Consider the following 16,845-nt stretch of genomic DNA (forward strand, 5'->3'; position numbering starts at 1 on the left):
TCAGCCTTTCTTCGGCTTCAACGCCTCCCCGGTCTCTTCCGAGATCACGGTTGAATGTCCGTAATCACCGTCCGGCTCCGGCACGCCTTTGCGCAGCAGAAACTTGACAGAATGCGCGCCGTTCAATCCGGCCGGAATGCGGATCTTCCGGTTGATGATGTATTCGCCGCCGCTGCGCGTCAGAGCGCCCGAACCGACAAGCTGCAGCAGACCGGCCTCCTGTGGCAGCACCTCGTAGGGCTCCGCCGGCACCGAGGCGACGACAGCCTTGGCATCGATGGTAACCACACCACCTGGGCTATAGCGATCGAGGTCCGACGAAGCCTGGCGGTCCGGCTTTACGGCGGTGATCTTGCCATCGTTTAGAATGTAGCTCGTGCCATTCTGCACAATGGTCAGGCCCGGCCTGTCCGGGCCGACCGACTCGATCTTGCCCGACGGCACACTGAAAGCGACTATCGCGTATTTGCCGGAAACCATCTCGGGCGCCTTGCCCGTCATCGTCCGCACGAAGCCGGCGGCCTTCGCCGAGTCCGTCGACGGCACGTTAGAGAAATAGCGCATGCAGCCGGTGCGCTCTGGGAATGTCACGCGATCGGCCGGCAGACCCGTGGCGCCGGCGGCGATCCGCGGCTTTTCGCCGGATTGTACACCACCATTCGATGACAGTACGGCGCGTTCGATGCGCTCGACGGCGCCGTAGAAGCGCCAAATCGTCGGACGCATGGTCGCGATCACGAGATAAAGTGGTTCGCGGCCGGGCTCGACCACGACATTGCCGACACCCGTCACGTCGCTTTGCGAGCCGAGCGCGACGGTCGAGAGGGATTCAGTCTGATAGCTGCCGAGCAGCACGACCTTGGCGGCCTGCGAAGCCTTCGGCAGGTCGCAGCCCGGTTGCACCTTGTCCGGGGCCGGCGGCCGCGCAGCCTCCATCCGCTCGCGATTGACATCCCTACGCTCGGCGTCGAGTTCATCCAGCGAGATGGTGCCGTTGCCGTCCTTGTCGACGGCGCGAAAATACGCCGACGCCGCGTTCTCGACATCGAGCGATGTGAGGGCGGTTTTGCCTTCCCGCGCCAGCGACAACATTTGCCGCGCAACGATGCGAAGATTGTTGACCGTGCCTTGCGCGTAGACGCGCTGTGACGCGGCGTAATCCATCGCCTCCTTGATGCTCAGGCGGCCATCCTTGTCGGTATCGGCTTCCATCGTCTTGCGCAGGCTCTGCTCGATCCGTTCTTGCGGTCCCGGACTGCCGGGGCGAGCCGGCTGAAGCAGCGTTCCGTTACGGCGCATGTCATACTGAAGTTTCTGGCGCAACTCCTGCTCGGTGACATAACCGTCGCCGTCGAGATCGGCCGGCATGATCTGCATGACGAAAGTCGTGCGCCAGCCGGCCTCGCCGATCTTCACCTGCAGATCGATGTCGTCCTGATCGAATACGTCATTTCCATCGGCGTCCTGCCGCTCAAACTCGCCGCGAAGCGAGGCGAGAAAACGATCCAGCGTCATGCCGCCTTGCAGGCGATTAACCAGATACTGACGCGGGGAGGGCAACGGCGGCCCGGAGTTCTCTTGTGAAACCCGCAGCACCTGGGCTTGGGCGTCCGGCGAGGCAATGCAGGCAAGCATCGCGGCGACAATGAATTTCTTCACCATAACGAACGCGCCTCTTTCATGCGATGAGAGACGCGCAGAGCCTAATTTGAAATTGGTGACGCGCGTATTACTAAACTGGCGCGTGCATCAAGATCGACAAATACGGCCTTAACGCAATCGGTCAATTCGTACCGAGCGCGTCGACCAACAGCTCCAACGCCCGCTTCGCGAACGCGTCCATATTGGCCGCGCGGTCGGTGCTGCCGGTTTCCAGCGTGATCGCGCGCTCGACCGGCCCTGCGAGCGCGATACAGGAGTGACCGGCGGCATCGCCATAGCGGTTGCCGGTCGGGCCGGTGGCGCCGGTCTCGCCCAGGCCCCAGGTCGCGCCCATCTTGTCGCGGATCGTGCGCGCCCCGAGCAGTGCATAAGGCTCGGTCGAGGGCCGCAGGCCCTTCATCTCGGCATCGCCGATCCCGAGCAGCGCCGCGCGCGACGCCTTCGTATAGACAACCGCGCCGCCGAGAAAATAAGCCGAGGCGCCGGGCACGGCGAGCAGAGCCGCCGAGATCAGACCGCCGGTCGAGGACTCGGCAATGGCGATCGTTTCCTTGCGGGCAATCAGGCGCTCGGCGACTTGTTCGGCAAGTGGTGCAAGCGCGTTCATGACCGTCAAGCCTTGGCCACGTTGCCGCTGCGCGTCGGCACGCCGAATTCGCGGCGGCAGACCTCGGCCAGCACGGCGATGCCTTCGCGAATTTGCTGATGCGTGGGGCTGGCGAAGCAAATGCGGATGCGGCTCTGGCTATGCGCCTTGTCGGTGGACCATTCGGGGCCCGGATTGATCGCCACGCCTTCCTTCAGCGCGGCCTGATATAGCTTCAGGCTATCGACATGGTCCGGCAGCTTGACCCACAGGAAGATGCCGCCCTGGGGATCGTCGAACTCTGCGGCAGTGCCGAACTGCTCGTTCAGCGCCTCCATCAAGGTCTCGACCTTCTTGCGCAGTCCCTTGCGCAGCGCGGGAACATGGGTGGCGAACAACGGCTTGCAGTATTCGGCGAGCACCATCTGCTCCAGCGCACCGGAGCCGGCGTCGGTTTTGAGCGCCAGCATGCGCGACATGATCTGCCACGGTGCGACCACGAAGCCGACGCGCAAGGCCGGCGCAATCGATTTCGAGAACGAGCCGACATGAATGACATTGTCCGACTTGCTCATCGCATGCAGCGCCGGCGGCCGCTGGCCGCTCCAGACGAGATCGGCATAGCAGTCGTCCTCGACGATCGGCACGCCATATTGGTCGGCAAGCGCCAGCATGCGGGCGCGACGGCTCTCGTCGAGCACGGTCGCGGTCGGGTTCTGCACTGTCGGGATCGTGTAGATGAACTTCGGCGTGACGCCGCGCGCCTTGAGATCCTTGAGCGCATCCTCGAGGGCGTCCATGCGCATGCCGCCCTTGTCGAGCGGGATGCCAATGGCGGTAACGCCGAGCTTGGTGAAGCGATTGAGCGAACCCTGGTAGTTGTCCTTCTCGACGATCACGGTGTCGCCGCGCGACAAAAGCGCGCTGTTGACCAGATCGAGGGCCTGCAGCGAACCGGAAACGATGAGGATATCGTCGGCCGTGCACGACATGCCGGCGTCGCGCTTGAGCTTTACAGCCAGAAACTCGCGCAGCGGCCGGTAGCCTTGCGGGCCGCTATTGAGGCCATAGGTCGCCAGCGTTCGGCCCTCGCGCTGGAGCACCAATTGCGCCGCGGCCATCAATCCGTCGAGCGGCACCTCGTCGGGGTCGTTGTTGCCGCCGACGAAATTGTATTTCGGCGTACCGGTCCACCGCACCGCCGGCGGCGGCAGGCTCGCCGGAAACAGCGGCGTGAAGTCGAAGGGCATGAGTGTCTTCTCCCAACGTCATGCCCGCACTTGTTGCGGGCATCCACGTCTTGCTTTTCTCTCATTAGAGAAGACGTGGATGGCCGGCACAAGGCCGGCCATGACGGGTTGTCAGGCGCCGCCCTTATTTCGCCGCCTGCACCATGATCTCGACCTTGTATTCCGGTGCGGCGAGCCGCGCCTCGACGGTGGCGCGCGCCGGCGTGTTGCCCGGCGACACCCAGGCGTCCCAGGCCGCGTTCATGGCGGCGAATTCCGACATCGAGGTGACCCAGATATTGGCCGACAGCAGCTTCGACTTGTCGGTGCCGGCCTTGGCCAGGTAGCCGTCGATCTGCGCCAGAATGTCCTTGGTCTGGGCCGTCATGTCCTTGCCCTTGGGATCGTTGGCGACGATGCCCGCCAGGTAGACGGTGTTGCCATGAACCACGCATTTGCTCATGCGCTGGTTGGAATCGTAACGCTCGATGGCCATCGGCCTGCCTCCACTCGGTTGAAAAATCCGGCGGAGTCTTAGCGGTCTTCGGCGCGGAAGGGAACTCGGAACCCAACTTTTGATTTATAGTGGCAAGCGCGCGCGTGACCCGCCGCCGCGCCGCAACAGGGAGAGTTCGTCATGGGCTGGTTTTCCTCCGATATCGACACATTCGAAGAGCTGTTCGTCCACAGCTTGCAGGACATCTACTATGCCGAGCACCAGATCAGGAAGTCGCTGCCCGACATGATCGAGAAGGCGTCCGATGCCGAGCTCAAGAAGAGCTTCCGGATGCACCTCAAGCAGACCGACGGCCAGATCAAGCGGCTCGACCGCGTGTTCAAGATGATGAAGTCGGTACCGCAGGGCACCAAGTGCCCGGCCATCGACGGCATCATCGAGGAGGCAAACGACATCGCCGGCGAGATCGAGAACAAGACCATCCTCAATGCCGCGCTGATCGCCGCGGCGCAGGCGGTCGAGCACTACGAAATCACGCGTTACGGCACACTGGTCGCCTGGGCACGGCTGATCGGCCGGCCGGACGTCGCCAAGGTGCTCAACATGAACCTCAAGGAAGAGAAGGCAACCGACAAGAAGCTGGGCGGCATCGCCAAGCGCAAGATCAACAAGAAGGCGGCCGCGACAAAGCTGAAGAAGCCGAGCAAGGCCGAGGAAGCCGAGAACGCCATCCTGGTTGCCGCGGCGGGCATTCCGGCGATTTGACCGAGGGCGCCGTCATCGCCCGCGAAGGCGGGCGATCCAGCGCTTCGCTGCAGAGCTGGGTCCTCCGCTTTCGCGGAGGACGACGTTGAGTGATCATCCCCCCTTCACGCCCTGCGTATTGACGTAGAGCGCGTAAAGCGAATGCGCGGCGGCCATGAACAGGCGGTTGCGTTTGACGCCGCCGAAACAGACATTGGCGCAGCGCTCCGGCAACGAGATGTGGCCGATCGGCTCGCCTTGCGGCGTAAACACGCGCACGCCGTCGAGTTCCGGCGTCATGCCCCAGCCGCACCACAGATTGCCGTCGATATCGACGCGGAAGCCATCCGGCGTGCCGTCGGGACCCGCATCGATCAGCACCTTGCGGTTCGACAACTTGTCGCCGGCGCCGACGTCGAAGCTCAGAATCTTGCGCGGCTCGCTGCGCGACTCGACGATATAGAGTCTCGATTCGTCTGGCGAGAAAGCGAGCCCGTTCGGCTGGTTGATGCCTTCCATCACTACCGCGGCCTTTCCGGTCTGCGGATCGATCCGATAGACATTGATCGGTAGCTCGGATTCCGCCTTGTCACCCTCGTAGTTGCTGAGAATTCCGAACTGCGGATCGGTGAACCAGATCGAGCCGTCCGACTTCACCACGACGTCGTTCGGTGAATTGAGCCGCTTGCCGTCGAACCTGTCGCATATCACCGTGATGCTGCCGTCATATTCGGTGCGGGTGACACGGCGCGTCAGATGCTCGCAGGTGATGAGCCGGCCGTGGCGGTCGCGCGTGTTGCCGTTGCCATTGTTCGACGGCTTGCGGAATGGGCTGACCTGCCCGCTCTCCTCGTCCCACTTCAACATCACGTTGCCGGGCACGTCGCTCCAGATCAGGCAACGCGCGTCGCCAAAATAAACCGGGCCCTCGCCCCAGCGCGTGCCGGTGTAAAGACGCTCCACGCTCGACAGCGGCAGATGATATTTCTTGAAGCGCGGATCGAGCGCGGTGATCAGCGGATCCGGATAACGCTGGCTGGGCGACCATTGGCCCGCGAGCACCGCGGCTTTGCTATCGAGCGACATCGTTCTGATTTCCCCCAGGGATATTGTTCTGCAATCAGTCTAGCGCATGTGCGAGTACTTTGCGCATGACGTTTGGCAGCGCCTCGCCGGGCAGATCGGCGACCTTGACCCAGCGCGCGCCCTTCGGCGCGGCCGTTGCCTTCGGCACCGGCGCGACGAACACCGTCAGCGCCAGCGGGAAATGGGTGAACACATGGGTAACCTCGCCGGCGAGCTTGCGCCATTTCACTTTGCCCGACAGCTTCGGCGCGGCATCGAGCGCCGCCCCGACATCGAAGTCGTGTGACCAGTCGCTGCCCGGCACTTCGGTCATGGCCCCTAACAGGCCTTTTTCCGGACGCTGGCGCAGCAACACCTGCATGTCGCCTTTTGCATCCTCGCACAGCGCGACAAACGCGGCGCCGCGCCGCAATTTGCCTTCGCGCTTGGGCGCCTTGCGCGGGAAGGTCTCCTGATCGCCGCGCGCCCGCGCCATGCAAACGCTGTCGAACGGACACAGCGCGCAGGCCGGCTTCTTCGGCGTGCAGATCGTGGCACCGAGATCCATCATCGCCTGGGCGAAATCGCCGGTGCGCGCGGGCGGCATCAGCGACGCCGCTAGCCGCTTGATTTCCGGCTTGGCCGCCGGCAACGCTTCCTCGACGGCGAACAGCCGGCTCACCACGCGTTCGACATTGCCGTCGACGGGCACCGCCGGCAGATCGAATGCGATGGCGCCGATCGCCGCCGCGGTGTAGTCGCCGATGCCCGGCAGAGCGCGCAGCGCCTCGAGATCGGCCGGGAAAACGCCGCCATGGCGCTCGACCACCGCGATGGCGCAGGCATGCAGATTGCGGGCGCGGGCGTAATAGCCGAGGCCGGCCCAGGCGCGCAGCACGTCATCGAGCGCGGCTTCGGCCAGCTTTTCGACGTTCGGCCATTTGCTCAGGAACTTCGCGAAATACGGACCCACCGTTTTCACGGTCGTCTGCTGCAACATGATTTCCGACAGCCACACTGCATAGGGCGCGGTGCGTTCGCCCTTCCGCGCCCGCCACGGGAGAACGCGGCGGTGCCGGTCGTACCAGGCGAGCAGGTCGGCCGGGTCGGGGGTCGCTTTCTTTCGCCGCGGGACGCGGACTGCTACGTTCATGGCCGCACGATCCTAGAACCCCGCATGATCCCGAAAAGTGGGAACCGGTTTTCGGACAAGATCATGCGTCATAGAAAGCCCCGATGAGCAAGCCTTCGAGCAGTTTTCCCCGTCCGTTGTCCGACTTCACCGCGGCGAGCCTCGGTGGCGTCCTGAAGGCACAGGGCTTTGCCTCGACCGAAATCCTCACCCGCTGGCCGGCCATCGTCGGGGCGGAAATCGCCGCCCATAGCGAGCCTATGAAGATCAATTGGCCGAAACCGAAGCAAGACACTGGCGACGTGGAGCAGGCCGAACCGGCCACTCTGGTGCTGCGGGTCGAAGGACCGATGGCGCTGGAAATCCAGCATCAGTCGTCGGTTATTCTGGAGCGGGTGAACCGGTTCTTCGGCTGGCACGCGGTCGGCCGGCTGGCGCTTCGGCAAGCGCCATTGCGTCGCAAGACGCCGAAGCCCCGGCCCAGCCCGCCGGATCCGGCCCTGACTGCGCGGCTCGCCGCTGACATGCCGGAAATCGAGGATGACGACCTGCGCAACGCGCTGGCCCGGCTGGGCACGGCTATCAAGACAAAGTGAGCCGTGCTGGCGATCGGGCCCGGCTTCGCGCCATTGCCACAATCGTCCTGTCCAGCTAGCAGAATGCCCTGCGCGGACGCCTTTTCCGCGAACAATGTAACGGAGATATCCCTTGCGCCTGACCCGACGTGAATTCTGCCAGAGCACGGCTTTCGTGGCGCTCGCGACGGCCTTGGGGATGTCCGCTCTGCCCGCCCTCACCGAACCGGCGCTGGCGCAGGCGGCGGTGTCTGAAACGGAACTGATGGCACCTACGGCTTTGCCGGACATGGCGCTCGGCGATCCGAAGGCGCCCGTCACCGTCATCGAATATGCCTCGATGACCTGCCCGCACTGTGCGACCTTCACCGAGAAAACCTTCCCCGACATCAAGAAGAAATACGTCGACACCGGCAAGGTGCGCTTCATCTTCCGCGAGTTCCCGCTCGACAACCTCGCCGCCGCCGTCTTCATGCTGGCGCGCTGCAATGCCGAGACCAATGCCGACAAGTATTTCGCCTTTATCGACACCATGTTCCGCCAGCAGCGCACCTGGGCGGTCGAAAAGCCGCTGGAGCCGCTGCTGACCATCTCCAAGCAGGCCGGTTTCACCCAGGAAACCTTCAACGCCTGCCTGTCGAACCAGAAGGTTCTGGATGGTATCGAGGCGATGCGTCAGCGCGCCGTGGACAAGTTCAAGGTCCAGTCGACCCCGTCCTTCTTCATCAACGGCAAGCTCTATACCGGCGCCCTGTCGGTGGACGAGATGTCCAAGATCATCGACCCGCTGATCAAGAGCTGAACTGGCTCAGGTTCCACCGGACCGCAATATATAGTCCGGTGGTACAAGGGTATTTTTACTGCCATCCACAGCCGAAAAGACTGGAAAACCGGGCTTTTGCGGTCCACCTCGGTTGCCTGCACGTCATCAAAATTTCATTCTTCCGCGTAATGCGGCATACGACGTATAGCGCCCGGGCGGTGGCCCCGGCACCCAGCTCTCGTTAGTCATCGGCAATCCCTGAAGGCGGCGCATGCGCCGCCCGCGGGTCGAGGTTCCTCAGTATGATTCTTACCCGTTTGCGTCTCCTCGGTTTCAAGTCCTTCGTTGAGCCGACCGATTTTGTCATCGAGCCGGGCCTGACCGGCGTGGTCGGACCGAACGGCTGCGGCAAATCGAACCTCGTCGAAGCGCTGCGTTGGGTGATGGGCGAGAACTCGTACAAGTCGATGCGTGCGTCCTCGATGGACGACGTCATCTTCTCGGGCTCGAACACGCGCCCGGCCCGCAACAACGCCGAAGTCGCGATCCTGATCGACAACAAGGAACGTTCGGCGCCGGCGCAGTTCAACGACACCGACACACTGGAAATCGCCCGCCGCATCGAGCGCGAGTCCGGTTCGGCCTATCGCATCAACGGCAAGGAAGTGCGCGCACGCGACGTGCAAATCGTGTTCGCGGACGCTTCCACCGGCGCGCGCTCGCCGGCACTCGTGCATCAGGGCCGCATTGGCGAAATCATTCAGGCCAAGCCGGAGCAGCGCCGCCGCGTGCTGGAAGAAGCCGCCGGCGTTTCCGGACTCCACGCCCGCCGTCATGAAGCCGAATTGCGCCTCAAGGCCGCCGAAGCCAACCTGCTGCGCATTGAGGACGTGATCGGCCAGCTCGCCGGCCAGATGGAAGCGCTGCGCAAGCAGGCCAAGCAGGCGATCCGCTATCGCACAGTCTCGGCGCAGGTGCGCAAGACCGAAGCCACGCTCTATCATCTGCGCTGGACCGCCGCGAATGTCGAGCAGACCGCCGCCGAGCACGCCAAGGATCTGTGCGTGCGCGAAGTCGCCGCACGCACCGAAGCGCAGGCCGAGGCCTCCGTCCGCCAGACCAATCTCGCCGCCACGTTACCGCCGCTGCGCGAAGCCGAAGCCCGCGCCGGCGCCGCGCTGCATCGCCTGAATGTCGCGATGCAGGAACTCGATCGCGAAGAGCAGCGCGCCAAGGACCGCATCTCCGAACTCGACAAGCGTCTCGTGCAGTTCGCCGCCGACGCCGAGCGCGAGCAGAAGCTGGTCGCCGACGCCGAAGCGGCGATCGCCCGCCTCGCGGCCGAAGAAGAGATGATCAAGGCCGAGGCCGCCGAGAGCGCCGGCCGCCGTTCGGGCGTCGATGCCCGGGTCGAGGAAGCCGGCAGCGCGCTCGCCGCCGCCGAGAAGGTGTTCTCCGAACTCACCGCGCGGCTCGCCGATCTCACCGCGCAGCGCAACCAACTCGAAGCCGCCATGCGCCAGCATCGCGACCGCGCCGGCAAGATCGAGGCCGAGATGGCTGAAATTACCCGCGAGATCGAGACACTGGATAGCCATAGCGGCCCTGATCTCGCCGCGCTGACGGCCGAGGTCGAGGATCTGCAGCAGGCGCTGGCCAACGCCGAAAACGCGGCCATCGACGCCGAAGCCGCGCACGCCGCCGCGCGCGCGGCGCTTGAAGCCTCGCGCAATCCGCTGACCGAGGCCGAGCGCCGCGTGCAGCGGCTGGAAACCGAGGCCAAGACCTTGTCCAAGGTGCTGGCGGTCGAGAGCAAGAATTTGTGGCCGCCGGTGATGGACAACATCATCGTCGACAAGGGCTTCGAGAAGGCGCTCGGCGCCGCGCTCGGCGACGACCTCGACGCGCCAATCGATGCGACGGCGCCGATGCGCTGGGTCGGCTCCAAGGTGGACGCCAACGATCCGTCGCTGCCCGATGGCGCGACGCCGCTGTCCGCGCATGTCCGCGCGCCCGAGGAACTGACGCGCCGCCTCAACCAGATCGGCGTCGTCGACAAGGAAGCTGGCCCGCGCCTCGCCGCTCAATTGCGGCCTGGCCAGCGTCTCGTGTCTCCCGAGGGCGATCTGTGGCGCTGGGACGGCTTTGCCGCCGCGGCCCATGCCCCAACCGGCGCCGCGCGCCGCCTCGCCGAACGCGCCCGTTTGGCGGAAATCGAGTCCGAACTTGAAGTCGCCCGGGCGGACGCCGAGGCCGCGCGAGCGGCCAACGAAGCCGCGCAAGAGGCGCTGACCGCCGCAGCCGCAGCCGAACAGGAACATCGCAACGCCGGCCGCGAGCGTCAGCGCGAGGTCAATGCCGCGCGCGACCGCCACGAAGCCGCCGAGCGCGAGGTCAACCGCAATGCCGCGCGGCTGTCGGCGCTGACCGAAGCCCGCACGCGCCTCACCTCAAATCACGACGAAGCCACCGCGGGCATGGCGGAAGCCGAGGCCGCGCTGGCTGCGCTCGCTCCGGCCGCCGACCTCGAAGCCGAGCTCGCCACGGTGCGCGACGACATCGCCGCCAAGCGGGCGCATCTCGCCGAGGTTCGCGCCGAGCAGCAGGCCATCGTCCGCGAAGCGGAAATCGCCGATCGCCGCTTGCGTCAGGTCGGCGAGGAAAAGGCCGGGTGGTTCACGCGGCAGGAAAGCGCCCGCAGCCAGACCGAAACCCTGGCCCTCCGTCATGAAGAGGCGCAGCGCGACCGCGCCGAACTCGAAAACGCGCCGCAGGTCTTCGCCGAGAAGCGCGAAGCGCTGATCAGCGAAGTGCAACTGGCCGAAGCCGACCGCCGCGAATGCGCCGACCGGCTGCAGGAAGCCGAGAACGCCCTGGCCGACGCCGATCGCGACGCCCGCGCCGCGCTGGAAGCCGCCTCCACCGCGCGCGAGGAAGCCGCCCGCGCCGAGGAACGCTTCGAGGCGTCGAAACGCCGCCTGACCGACATCGCCCGTGAAATCCACGACATGCTCGAGGTCGAGCCGCAGGCCGTCGCCGAACTCGCCGAACTCAAGGAAGGCGAAGCCCTGCCTGACCTCGCCGAAATCGAAGCCACGCTGGAGCGGCTGCGCCGCGAGCGTGAGCGTCTCGGCGCCGTCAATCTACGCGCCGAGGAAGAACTGATCGAGGTCGAGACCCAGCATACCTCGCTGACCGCCGAGCGTGACGATCTCGTCGAGGCAATCAAGAAGCTGCGTCTCGGCATCCAGAGCCTCAACCGCGAAGCGCGCGAGCGCCTGATGGCCTCGTTCCAGCAGGTCAACACGCACTTCCAGCAGCTCTTCACCAAGCTGTTCAACGGCGGCACCGCCGAACTGCAGCTCATCGAGAGCGACGATCCGCTCGAGGCCGGCCTCGAAATCCTGGCCAAGCCCCCCGGCAAGAAGCCGGCGACCTTGTCGCTGCTCTCGGGCGGCGAGCAGGCGCTGACCGCCATGGCGTTGATCTTCGCGGTGTTCCTCACCAATCCGGCGCCGATCTGCGTGCTGGACGAAGTCGACGCGCCGCTCGACGATCACAACGTCGAACGGTTCTGCGACATGCTGGACGAGATGACGCAGTCGACCGACACGCGCTTCGTCATCATCACGCACAATCCGATCACCATGGCGCGCATGAACCGGCTGTTCGGTGTCACCATGGCGGAGCGCGGCGTCTCGCAACTGGTCTCGGTCGATCTCGAAGCGGCCGTGCGATTCAGGGAAGCGGGCTGACACTTCATTGCAGATATTATTCTGCATTGATTATTTGGAAGATTGGCGGTGTCCGCCGATCTTTTGTTACAATTACCGCTTATTAAACATCTAGTTGCAGCCGTGCAAAATCGCGGTTGCAAACAAAAAACATTTGGCATTTCGCTATTTGAGCGATAGGACGCACGCGTGCGCGAATAGCAGCCGCTTATCTCAATACGACGAAGGAAAATGTAATGGCTAAAAAGTCCGCCAAGAAGGCCGCCGCAAAGAAGATCCGGCGCAGGCCATGGACCAATGAAGAATACAAGAAGCTGAAGGCACATTCGAAAGCGCGCACGCCGGTCGCCAAGATTGCCAAGGAGTTCAAGCGCACGCCTGGAGCGCTGCGTCAGCAGGCTCTCAAGCTCAACATCGGCCTGGGCCATCAGCGCTAACCGCTCGACCTGCCCGATTGCCGCATGGCCGCCATGCAGTTTCTTCGAACTGGATGGCCCGCAAAAATTCAGCCTTAGCGCGATCCTCGGCGGAACCAATCACCGGGGACGGGGTTAGTTAGCCGACTCTTAAGTCGGGCGGCTCCCCCCTTACCCCCCGAATAGCCGTCTGGCGAAAAGGCCCCGAACGCGAGTTCGGGGTCTTTTTTCTGCGATCCGGCCGGTTTACACATGGTTCCGGCCATGAGCGGCCATTTCCGGTTCCGTCATCGCGCCGACGGCTGAACCGGGTTCGACAAATCGGCGGCTCGATTTCATCAGGAGCGATCGAATGTCCACCACAGGCTGGGTCATCCTTGGCGTCGTCGTCGTGGTCGTGCTGTGGGCCATTTCCATTTACAATAGCTTGGTCGCGATGCGGCAGCGCGCCAATCAGGCCTTCGCCGACATCGACGTCCAGCTCAAGCAGCGCCACGACCTCATCCCGAACCTGGTCGAGACCGTCAAAGGCTATGCGGCGCACGAGCGCGGTACCCTGGAAGCCGTGGTCCAGGCGCGCAACGCCGCCATCGCGGCCCCTGGGGTCGAACAAAAGGTGGCCGCCGAGAACATGCTGACCGGGGCGCTGCGCCAGCTTTTCGCTCTGGCGGAGAGCTATCCGGACCTCAAGGCCAATACAAACTTCCTCCAGCTCCAGAGCGAGCTGGCCGATATCGAGAACAAGCTGGCCGCGGCGCGGCGCTTCTTCAACAATGCGGTGCAGGAATACAACACCGGGATCGAGCAGTTTCCCGCAGCACTGTTCGCCGGCATCTTCGGCTTCCACCCCCGCACCTTCTTCGATCTCGGCGACGCACGGCCGCAGCTGGAGCAGGCACCGAGCGTGAAATTCTGATGCCTTGGGGCGAGTGGTCCCCCGCATCCGTCATGTCCGGCTTTATGCCGGGCATCCACGACTTGCTTCCATAAGGCGTGGATGGCCGGGACAAGCCCGGCCATGACGTCGATAGGTGCAGCGCACGGTCATGGCCGCCGACGGTCTTTACACTCACATCCAGTCGAACCGACGGCGGTCGATCGCATTGCTCATCGGCCTGTTCGGGCTGGTCTATGTGCTGGTGTTCGCCGGCGCGCTGCTGGCCGAGGCCATGAGTGTTCCCGACGCGCCGCTCGAATACCTGGTGCAGGCGGCGGTCCACGATCTTGTGCTGGCCGCGCCAGTCGCGACCATCGGCACCATCATCTGGGTGCTGATTGCCTACAAGTTTCACCAGCGCATGATCGACGCCGTCACCGGCGCCCATCAGGTGACCCGCGCCGAGGAGCCACGGCTCTATAACCTGCTCGAGAACCTGTGCATCTCGCGCGGCATCCCGATGCCGAGCCTGCGCATCGCCGAAGACGACGCGCTCAACGCTTTCGCCACCGGCCTCAACGAGAAGCAGTATTCCATCACCGTGACGCGCGGCTTGATCGGCGCTCTCAACGACGCCGAAATGGAGGCGGTGCTCGGCCATGAGCTGACCCATATCCGCAATGGCGACGTGCGCATGCTGGTCATCGCCGTGGTCATCGCGGGCGTGATCTCGTTCTTTGGCGAGATGGTGTTCCGGCTGTTCTTTCAGAGCGCGCGGTTCGGCGGCTTCGGCGGCCGGCGCAGCGACAGCAGCGACCGCAAAGGCGGCGGCGCTGCGATCGCGATCGTTATCGCCATTGTCCTGATCGTCGTTGCCTGGGTGCTGTCGATCGTCATCCGTTTCGCGCTGTCCCGGAAGCGGGAATATCTCGCCGACGCCGGTGCCGTCGAGCTCACCAAGAACCCCGATGCCATGATCATGGCGCTGCGCAAGATCGAGAACCGCGGCGAACTGGCGACCGCCAATTCATCCGTGATGGAAATGTGTGTCGACAATCCACGCCAGGGCTTCAGCGATCTGTTCGCCACGCATCCGTCGGTTGACGCGCGTGTCGACGCCTTGGTGAAATTCGCCGGCGGTCATGATCCCGGCCCCATTGCCCTTGAGCCGCCGGCGGATCCGCAAGCACAGATCGAGGATAACGCCCCGAAAGGGCCATGGGGCGCCGATCCGCAACAGGACACCGCCACGCCGAGATCGAGCCCGCAGGGGCCTTGGGGTCCGACACCCGCCTCAGACAAACCGTTCCTGCCCGACCGCTCGCCGCTCGACGATAGCGGCGGCCCGAGCGGATCCACTCCTCGGTAGAACCTTCACTTACGAAAGTCCTGTCCATGCCATCCTCTATCCCTTGGCCTCAACCCGTTACCCTGAACGGTACCCACGCGCGCCTCGCGCCGCTGGCTCCGGAGCATCGCGACGGCCTGATCGAAGCGGTGAAGGACGGCGAATTATGGCGGCTCTGGTACACCGCTATCCCCTCACCCGAAGGCATGGAGAAGGAAATCGAGCGGCGGCTCGGCCTGCAGGCCGCCGGGTCGATGCTGCCATTCACGGTCTTCGACGGCGACGGCCGCACCGCCGGCATGACGACCTACATGAATATCGACGCCGCCAATCGCCGAGTCGAGATCGGCTCAACCTGGTACGCGAAGCGCGTGCAGCGCACGGCGCTCAACACCGAATGCAAGCTGATGCTGCTGACGCATGCCTTCGAAAAACTCGACTGTATCGCCGTCGAATTCCGCACGCACTTTTTCAATCGGGCCAGCCGCCGCGGCATCGAACGCCTCGGCGCCAAGCTCGACGGCATTCTTCGCAGCCACCAGATCGGCGCGGGCGGCGCGCTGCGCGACACCGTCGTCTACAGTATCATCGCCAGCGAGTGGCCGACGGTGAAGCAGCATCTGACGTTTTCGCTGACCCAAAAGCAGGTCTGACGGCGCCGGGTCGGCGGCCGCGTCAATGCCCCTCGAAGCCGATCAGCGTGCGCACCGGAACGCCGAGCTTGCGCAGCTTCTCGGCGCCGCCGAGTTCGGGCAGGTCGATCACAAAGCAGGCGGCCAGCACTTCGGCACCCAGTTGGCGCAGCAGCTTCACCGCCGCCTCGGCGGTGCCGCCGGTCGCGATGAGATCGTCCACCAGCACCACGCGCTCGCCCTCGACCAGAGCATCGGCATGCATCTCGATGATGTCCTCGCCGTATTCCAGCGCATAGGCGACGCTCACCGTCTTGTGCGGCAGTTTGCCCTTCTTGCGGATCGGCACGAAGCCGGCCGACACCTGATGCGCCACCGCGCCGCCGAGAATGAAGCCACGCGCTTCGATGCCGGCAACCTTGTCGATCTTGGAGCCAGCCCAGGGCTGTACCAGCTCATCGACGGCGCGGCGAAAGGCGCGCGCATTGCCGAGCAGCGTGGTGATGTCGCGAAACACGATGCCCGGTTTCGGGTAATCCGGGATCGAGCGCACGGCATCGCGGAGTTCGGATTCGACGTTCGTTACATTCATGATGATTGCTCTCACGCTCTAAGATTGCCGAGCACCCGGCCGGCGACCGCGTCGAGCATCGCAATCAGCTCGGGGTCGCGCGCATCGGAATGTGTGATTAGCGCATTGTCGAGTGCGCGGTCGGAGCCGATCGGGCACAGCTCGTGTTCGCGCGGGAAATCGCGCGCCAGCCGGGACACCAACCGCTTGGCACGGTCGGCATTGTCCAGCAGCACGTTGACGATCTGCGCCACCGTCACCGCATCATGGTCCGGATGCCAGCAGTCGAAGTCGGTGACCATGGCGACCGTGGCGTAACAAATCTCGGCTTCGCGGGCGAGCTTGGCCTCCGGCATGTTGGTCATGCCGATCACCGAATAGCCGAGCTGCTTGTAGGTCATGCTCTCGGCATAGGTGGAGAACTGCGGCCCCTCCATGCAGACATAGGTGCCGCCGAGTTTCGGCTCGATGCCTTCGGCAATGGCGGCGGCAGCGATGCGCTCGCGCAGGCGCGGCGACACCGGATGGGCCATCGAGACATGAGCGACCAGCCCCTTGCCGAAGAACGAACTCTCGCGCTTGTGGGTGCGGTCGACGAACTGATCGACCAGCACGAAAGTGCCGGGCGGCATGTCCTCGCGGAACGAGCCGCAGGCCGACAGCGACACCAGATCGGTGACGCCGACGCGCTTGAGGACGTCGATATTGGCGCGGTAGTTGATGTCCGACGGCGACAGGCGGTGGCCCTTGTCGTGGCGCGGCAGGAACACCACCGGCAGGCCGGCGATGTCGCCGATGCGCAGCGCCCCGGACGCCTCGCCCCAGGGGCTATGGACCCGTTCCTCGCGAACGTTCTCCAGGCCCGGCAGGTCGTAAATGCCGGAGCCGCCGATAATGCCGAGAACGGATTTGGCCATGAGATACCTTTGTCGCCCATTCCGTCATTCCGGGGCGCCGCCGCAGGCGGCGAGCCCGGAATCCATAATCCGAAGCGCTGCGGCGTATGGATTCCGGGCCCGCTCACTTCGTTCGCGTCCCGGAATGACAGCGTAAA

General features: G+C 64.4%; 15 protein-coding genes and 1 pseudogene. 8 read left to right on the top strand and 8 right to left on the bottom strand.

Features of this window, described 5'->3' with window-relative positions; translation table 11 throughout:
- The 4 genes from E8Q40_RS17160 to E8Q40_RS17175 form a co-directional block, all read right to left on the bottom strand.
- A complete protein-coding gene (locus E8Q40_RS17160) occupies nt 1-1,662 on the bottom strand; it encodes an EF-hand domain-containing protein (protein WP_137045696.1) in 1,662 nt (553 codons plus the stop codon).
- A gap of 121 nt (nt 1,663-1,783) precedes the next feature.
- A complete protein-coding gene (locus E8Q40_RS17165) occupies nt 1,784-2,269 on the bottom strand; it encodes a CinA family protein (RefSeq protein WP_137045697.1) in 486 nt (161 codons plus the stop codon).
- A gap of 5 nt (nt 2,270-2,274) precedes the next feature.
- Complete coding sequence (locus E8Q40_RS17170; RefSeq protein ID WP_137045698.1) at nt 2,275-3,498, bottom strand: PLP-dependent aminotransferase family protein; 1,224 nt, start codon at nt 3,496-3,498, stop codon at nt 2,275-2,277.
- Between the two features lie 124 nt (nt 3,499-3,622).
- Complete coding sequence (locus E8Q40_RS17175; protein ID WP_137045699.1) at nt 3,623-3,973, bottom strand: RidA family protein; 351 nt, start codon at nt 3,971-3,973, stop codon at nt 3,623-3,625.
- 141 nt (nt 3,974-4,114) lie between these two features.
- Between E8Q40_RS17175 and E8Q40_RS17180 the strand changes: the two are divergent.
- Nucleotides 4,115-4,615, top strand: a pseudogene (locus E8Q40_RS17180) (ferritin-like domain-containing protein); the annotation flags it as partial.
- Nucleotides 4,616-4,792: 177 nt separating this feature from the next.
- Here E8Q40_RS17180 and E8Q40_RS17185 read toward each other — a convergent pair.
- Nucleotides 4,793-5,764 carry an SMP-30/gluconolactonase/LRE family protein gene (locus E8Q40_RS17185; protein ID WP_137045701.1) on the bottom strand — a complete coding sequence of 324 codons (972 nt, stop codon included), beginning with the start codon at nt 5,762-5,764 and terminating at the stop codon, nt 4,793-4,795.
- Nucleotides 5,765-5,798: 34 nt separating this feature from the next.
- Complete coding sequence (mutY, locus tag E8Q40_RS17190) at nt 5,799-6,896, bottom strand: A/G-specific adenine glycosylase (RefSeq protein WP_137045702.1); 1,098 nt, start codon at nt 6,894-6,896, stop codon at nt 5,799-5,801.
- Between the two features lie 83 nt (nt 6,897-6,979).
- On the opposite strand from mutY, the gene E8Q40_RS17195 reads away from it, so the two are divergent.
- The 7 genes from E8Q40_RS17195 to E8Q40_RS17225 all read left to right on the top strand — a co-directional run bounded on the left by E8Q40_RS17195 (nt 6,980) and on the right by E8Q40_RS17225 (nt 15,241).
- Nucleotides 6,980-7,471 carry a DciA family protein gene (locus tag E8Q40_RS17195; RefSeq protein ID WP_137045703.1) on the top strand — a complete coding sequence of 164 codons (492 nt, stop codon included), beginning with the start codon at nt 6,980-6,982 and terminating at the stop codon, nt 7,469-7,471.
- Nucleotides 7,472-7,583: 112 nt separating this feature from the next.
- Nucleotides 7,584-8,252, top strand: a complete 669-nt coding sequence (locus tag E8Q40_RS17200) for a DsbA family protein (protein ID WP_246662895.1) — start codon at nt 7,584-7,586, stop codon at nt 8,250-8,252.
- A gap of 263 nt (nt 8,253-8,515) precedes the next feature.
- Nucleotides 8,516-11,968, top strand: a complete 3,453-nt coding sequence (smc, locus tag E8Q40_RS17205) for a chromosome segregation protein SMC (RefSeq protein ID WP_137045704.1) — start codon at nt 8,516-8,518, stop codon at nt 11,966-11,968.
- 215 nt (nt 11,969-12,183) lie between these two features.
- Entirely contained in the window at nt 12,184-12,384 is a 201-nt protein-coding gene (locus tag E8Q40_RS17210) for a hypothetical protein (protein WP_137045705.1), read from the top strand.
- Between the two features lie 331 nt (nt 12,385-12,715).
- Nucleotides 12,716-13,279 carry a LemA family protein gene (locus tag E8Q40_RS17215; protein ID WP_137045706.1) on the top strand — a complete coding sequence of 188 codons (564 nt, stop codon included), beginning with the start codon at nt 12,716-12,718 and terminating at the stop codon, nt 13,277-13,279.
- A 130-nt stretch (nt 13,280-13,409) separates the two neighbouring features.
- Complete coding sequence (locus E8Q40_RS17220) at nt 13,410-14,609, top strand: M48 family metallopeptidase (protein WP_137046786.1); 1,200 nt, start codon at nt 13,410-13,412, stop codon at nt 14,607-14,609.
- Nucleotides 14,610-14,647: 38 nt separating this feature from the next.
- Nucleotides 14,648-15,241, top strand: coding sequence for a GNAT family N-acetyltransferase (locus E8Q40_RS17225; protein ID WP_137046787.1), 594 nt, complete (start codon nt 14,648-14,650; stop codon nt 15,239-15,241).
- A 22-nt stretch (nt 15,242-15,263) separates the two neighbouring features.
- Here the strand turns inward: E8Q40_RS17225 and E8Q40_RS17230 are convergent, their stop codons facing one another.
- Together E8Q40_RS17230 and E8Q40_RS17235 are read right to left on the bottom strand one after the other, a co-directional pair.
- Nucleotides 15,264-15,812, bottom strand: coding sequence for an adenine phosphoribosyltransferase (locus E8Q40_RS17230; RefSeq protein ID WP_137045707.1), 549 nt, complete (start codon nt 15,810-15,812; stop codon nt 15,264-15,266).
- An 11-nt stretch (nt 15,813-15,823) separates the two neighbouring features.
- Complete coding sequence (locus tag E8Q40_RS17235) at nt 15,824-16,708, bottom strand: S-methyl-5'-thioadenosine phosphorylase (protein ID WP_137045708.1); 885 nt, start codon at nt 16,706-16,708, stop codon at nt 15,824-15,826.
- Between the last annotated feature and the right edge of the window lie 137 nt (nt 16,709-16,845).

This window comes from Pseudolabrys sp. FHR47, assembly GCF_005153485.1.
GTDB lineage: Bacteria > Pseudomonadota > Alphaproteobacteria > Rhizobiales > Xanthobacteraceae > Pseudolabrys.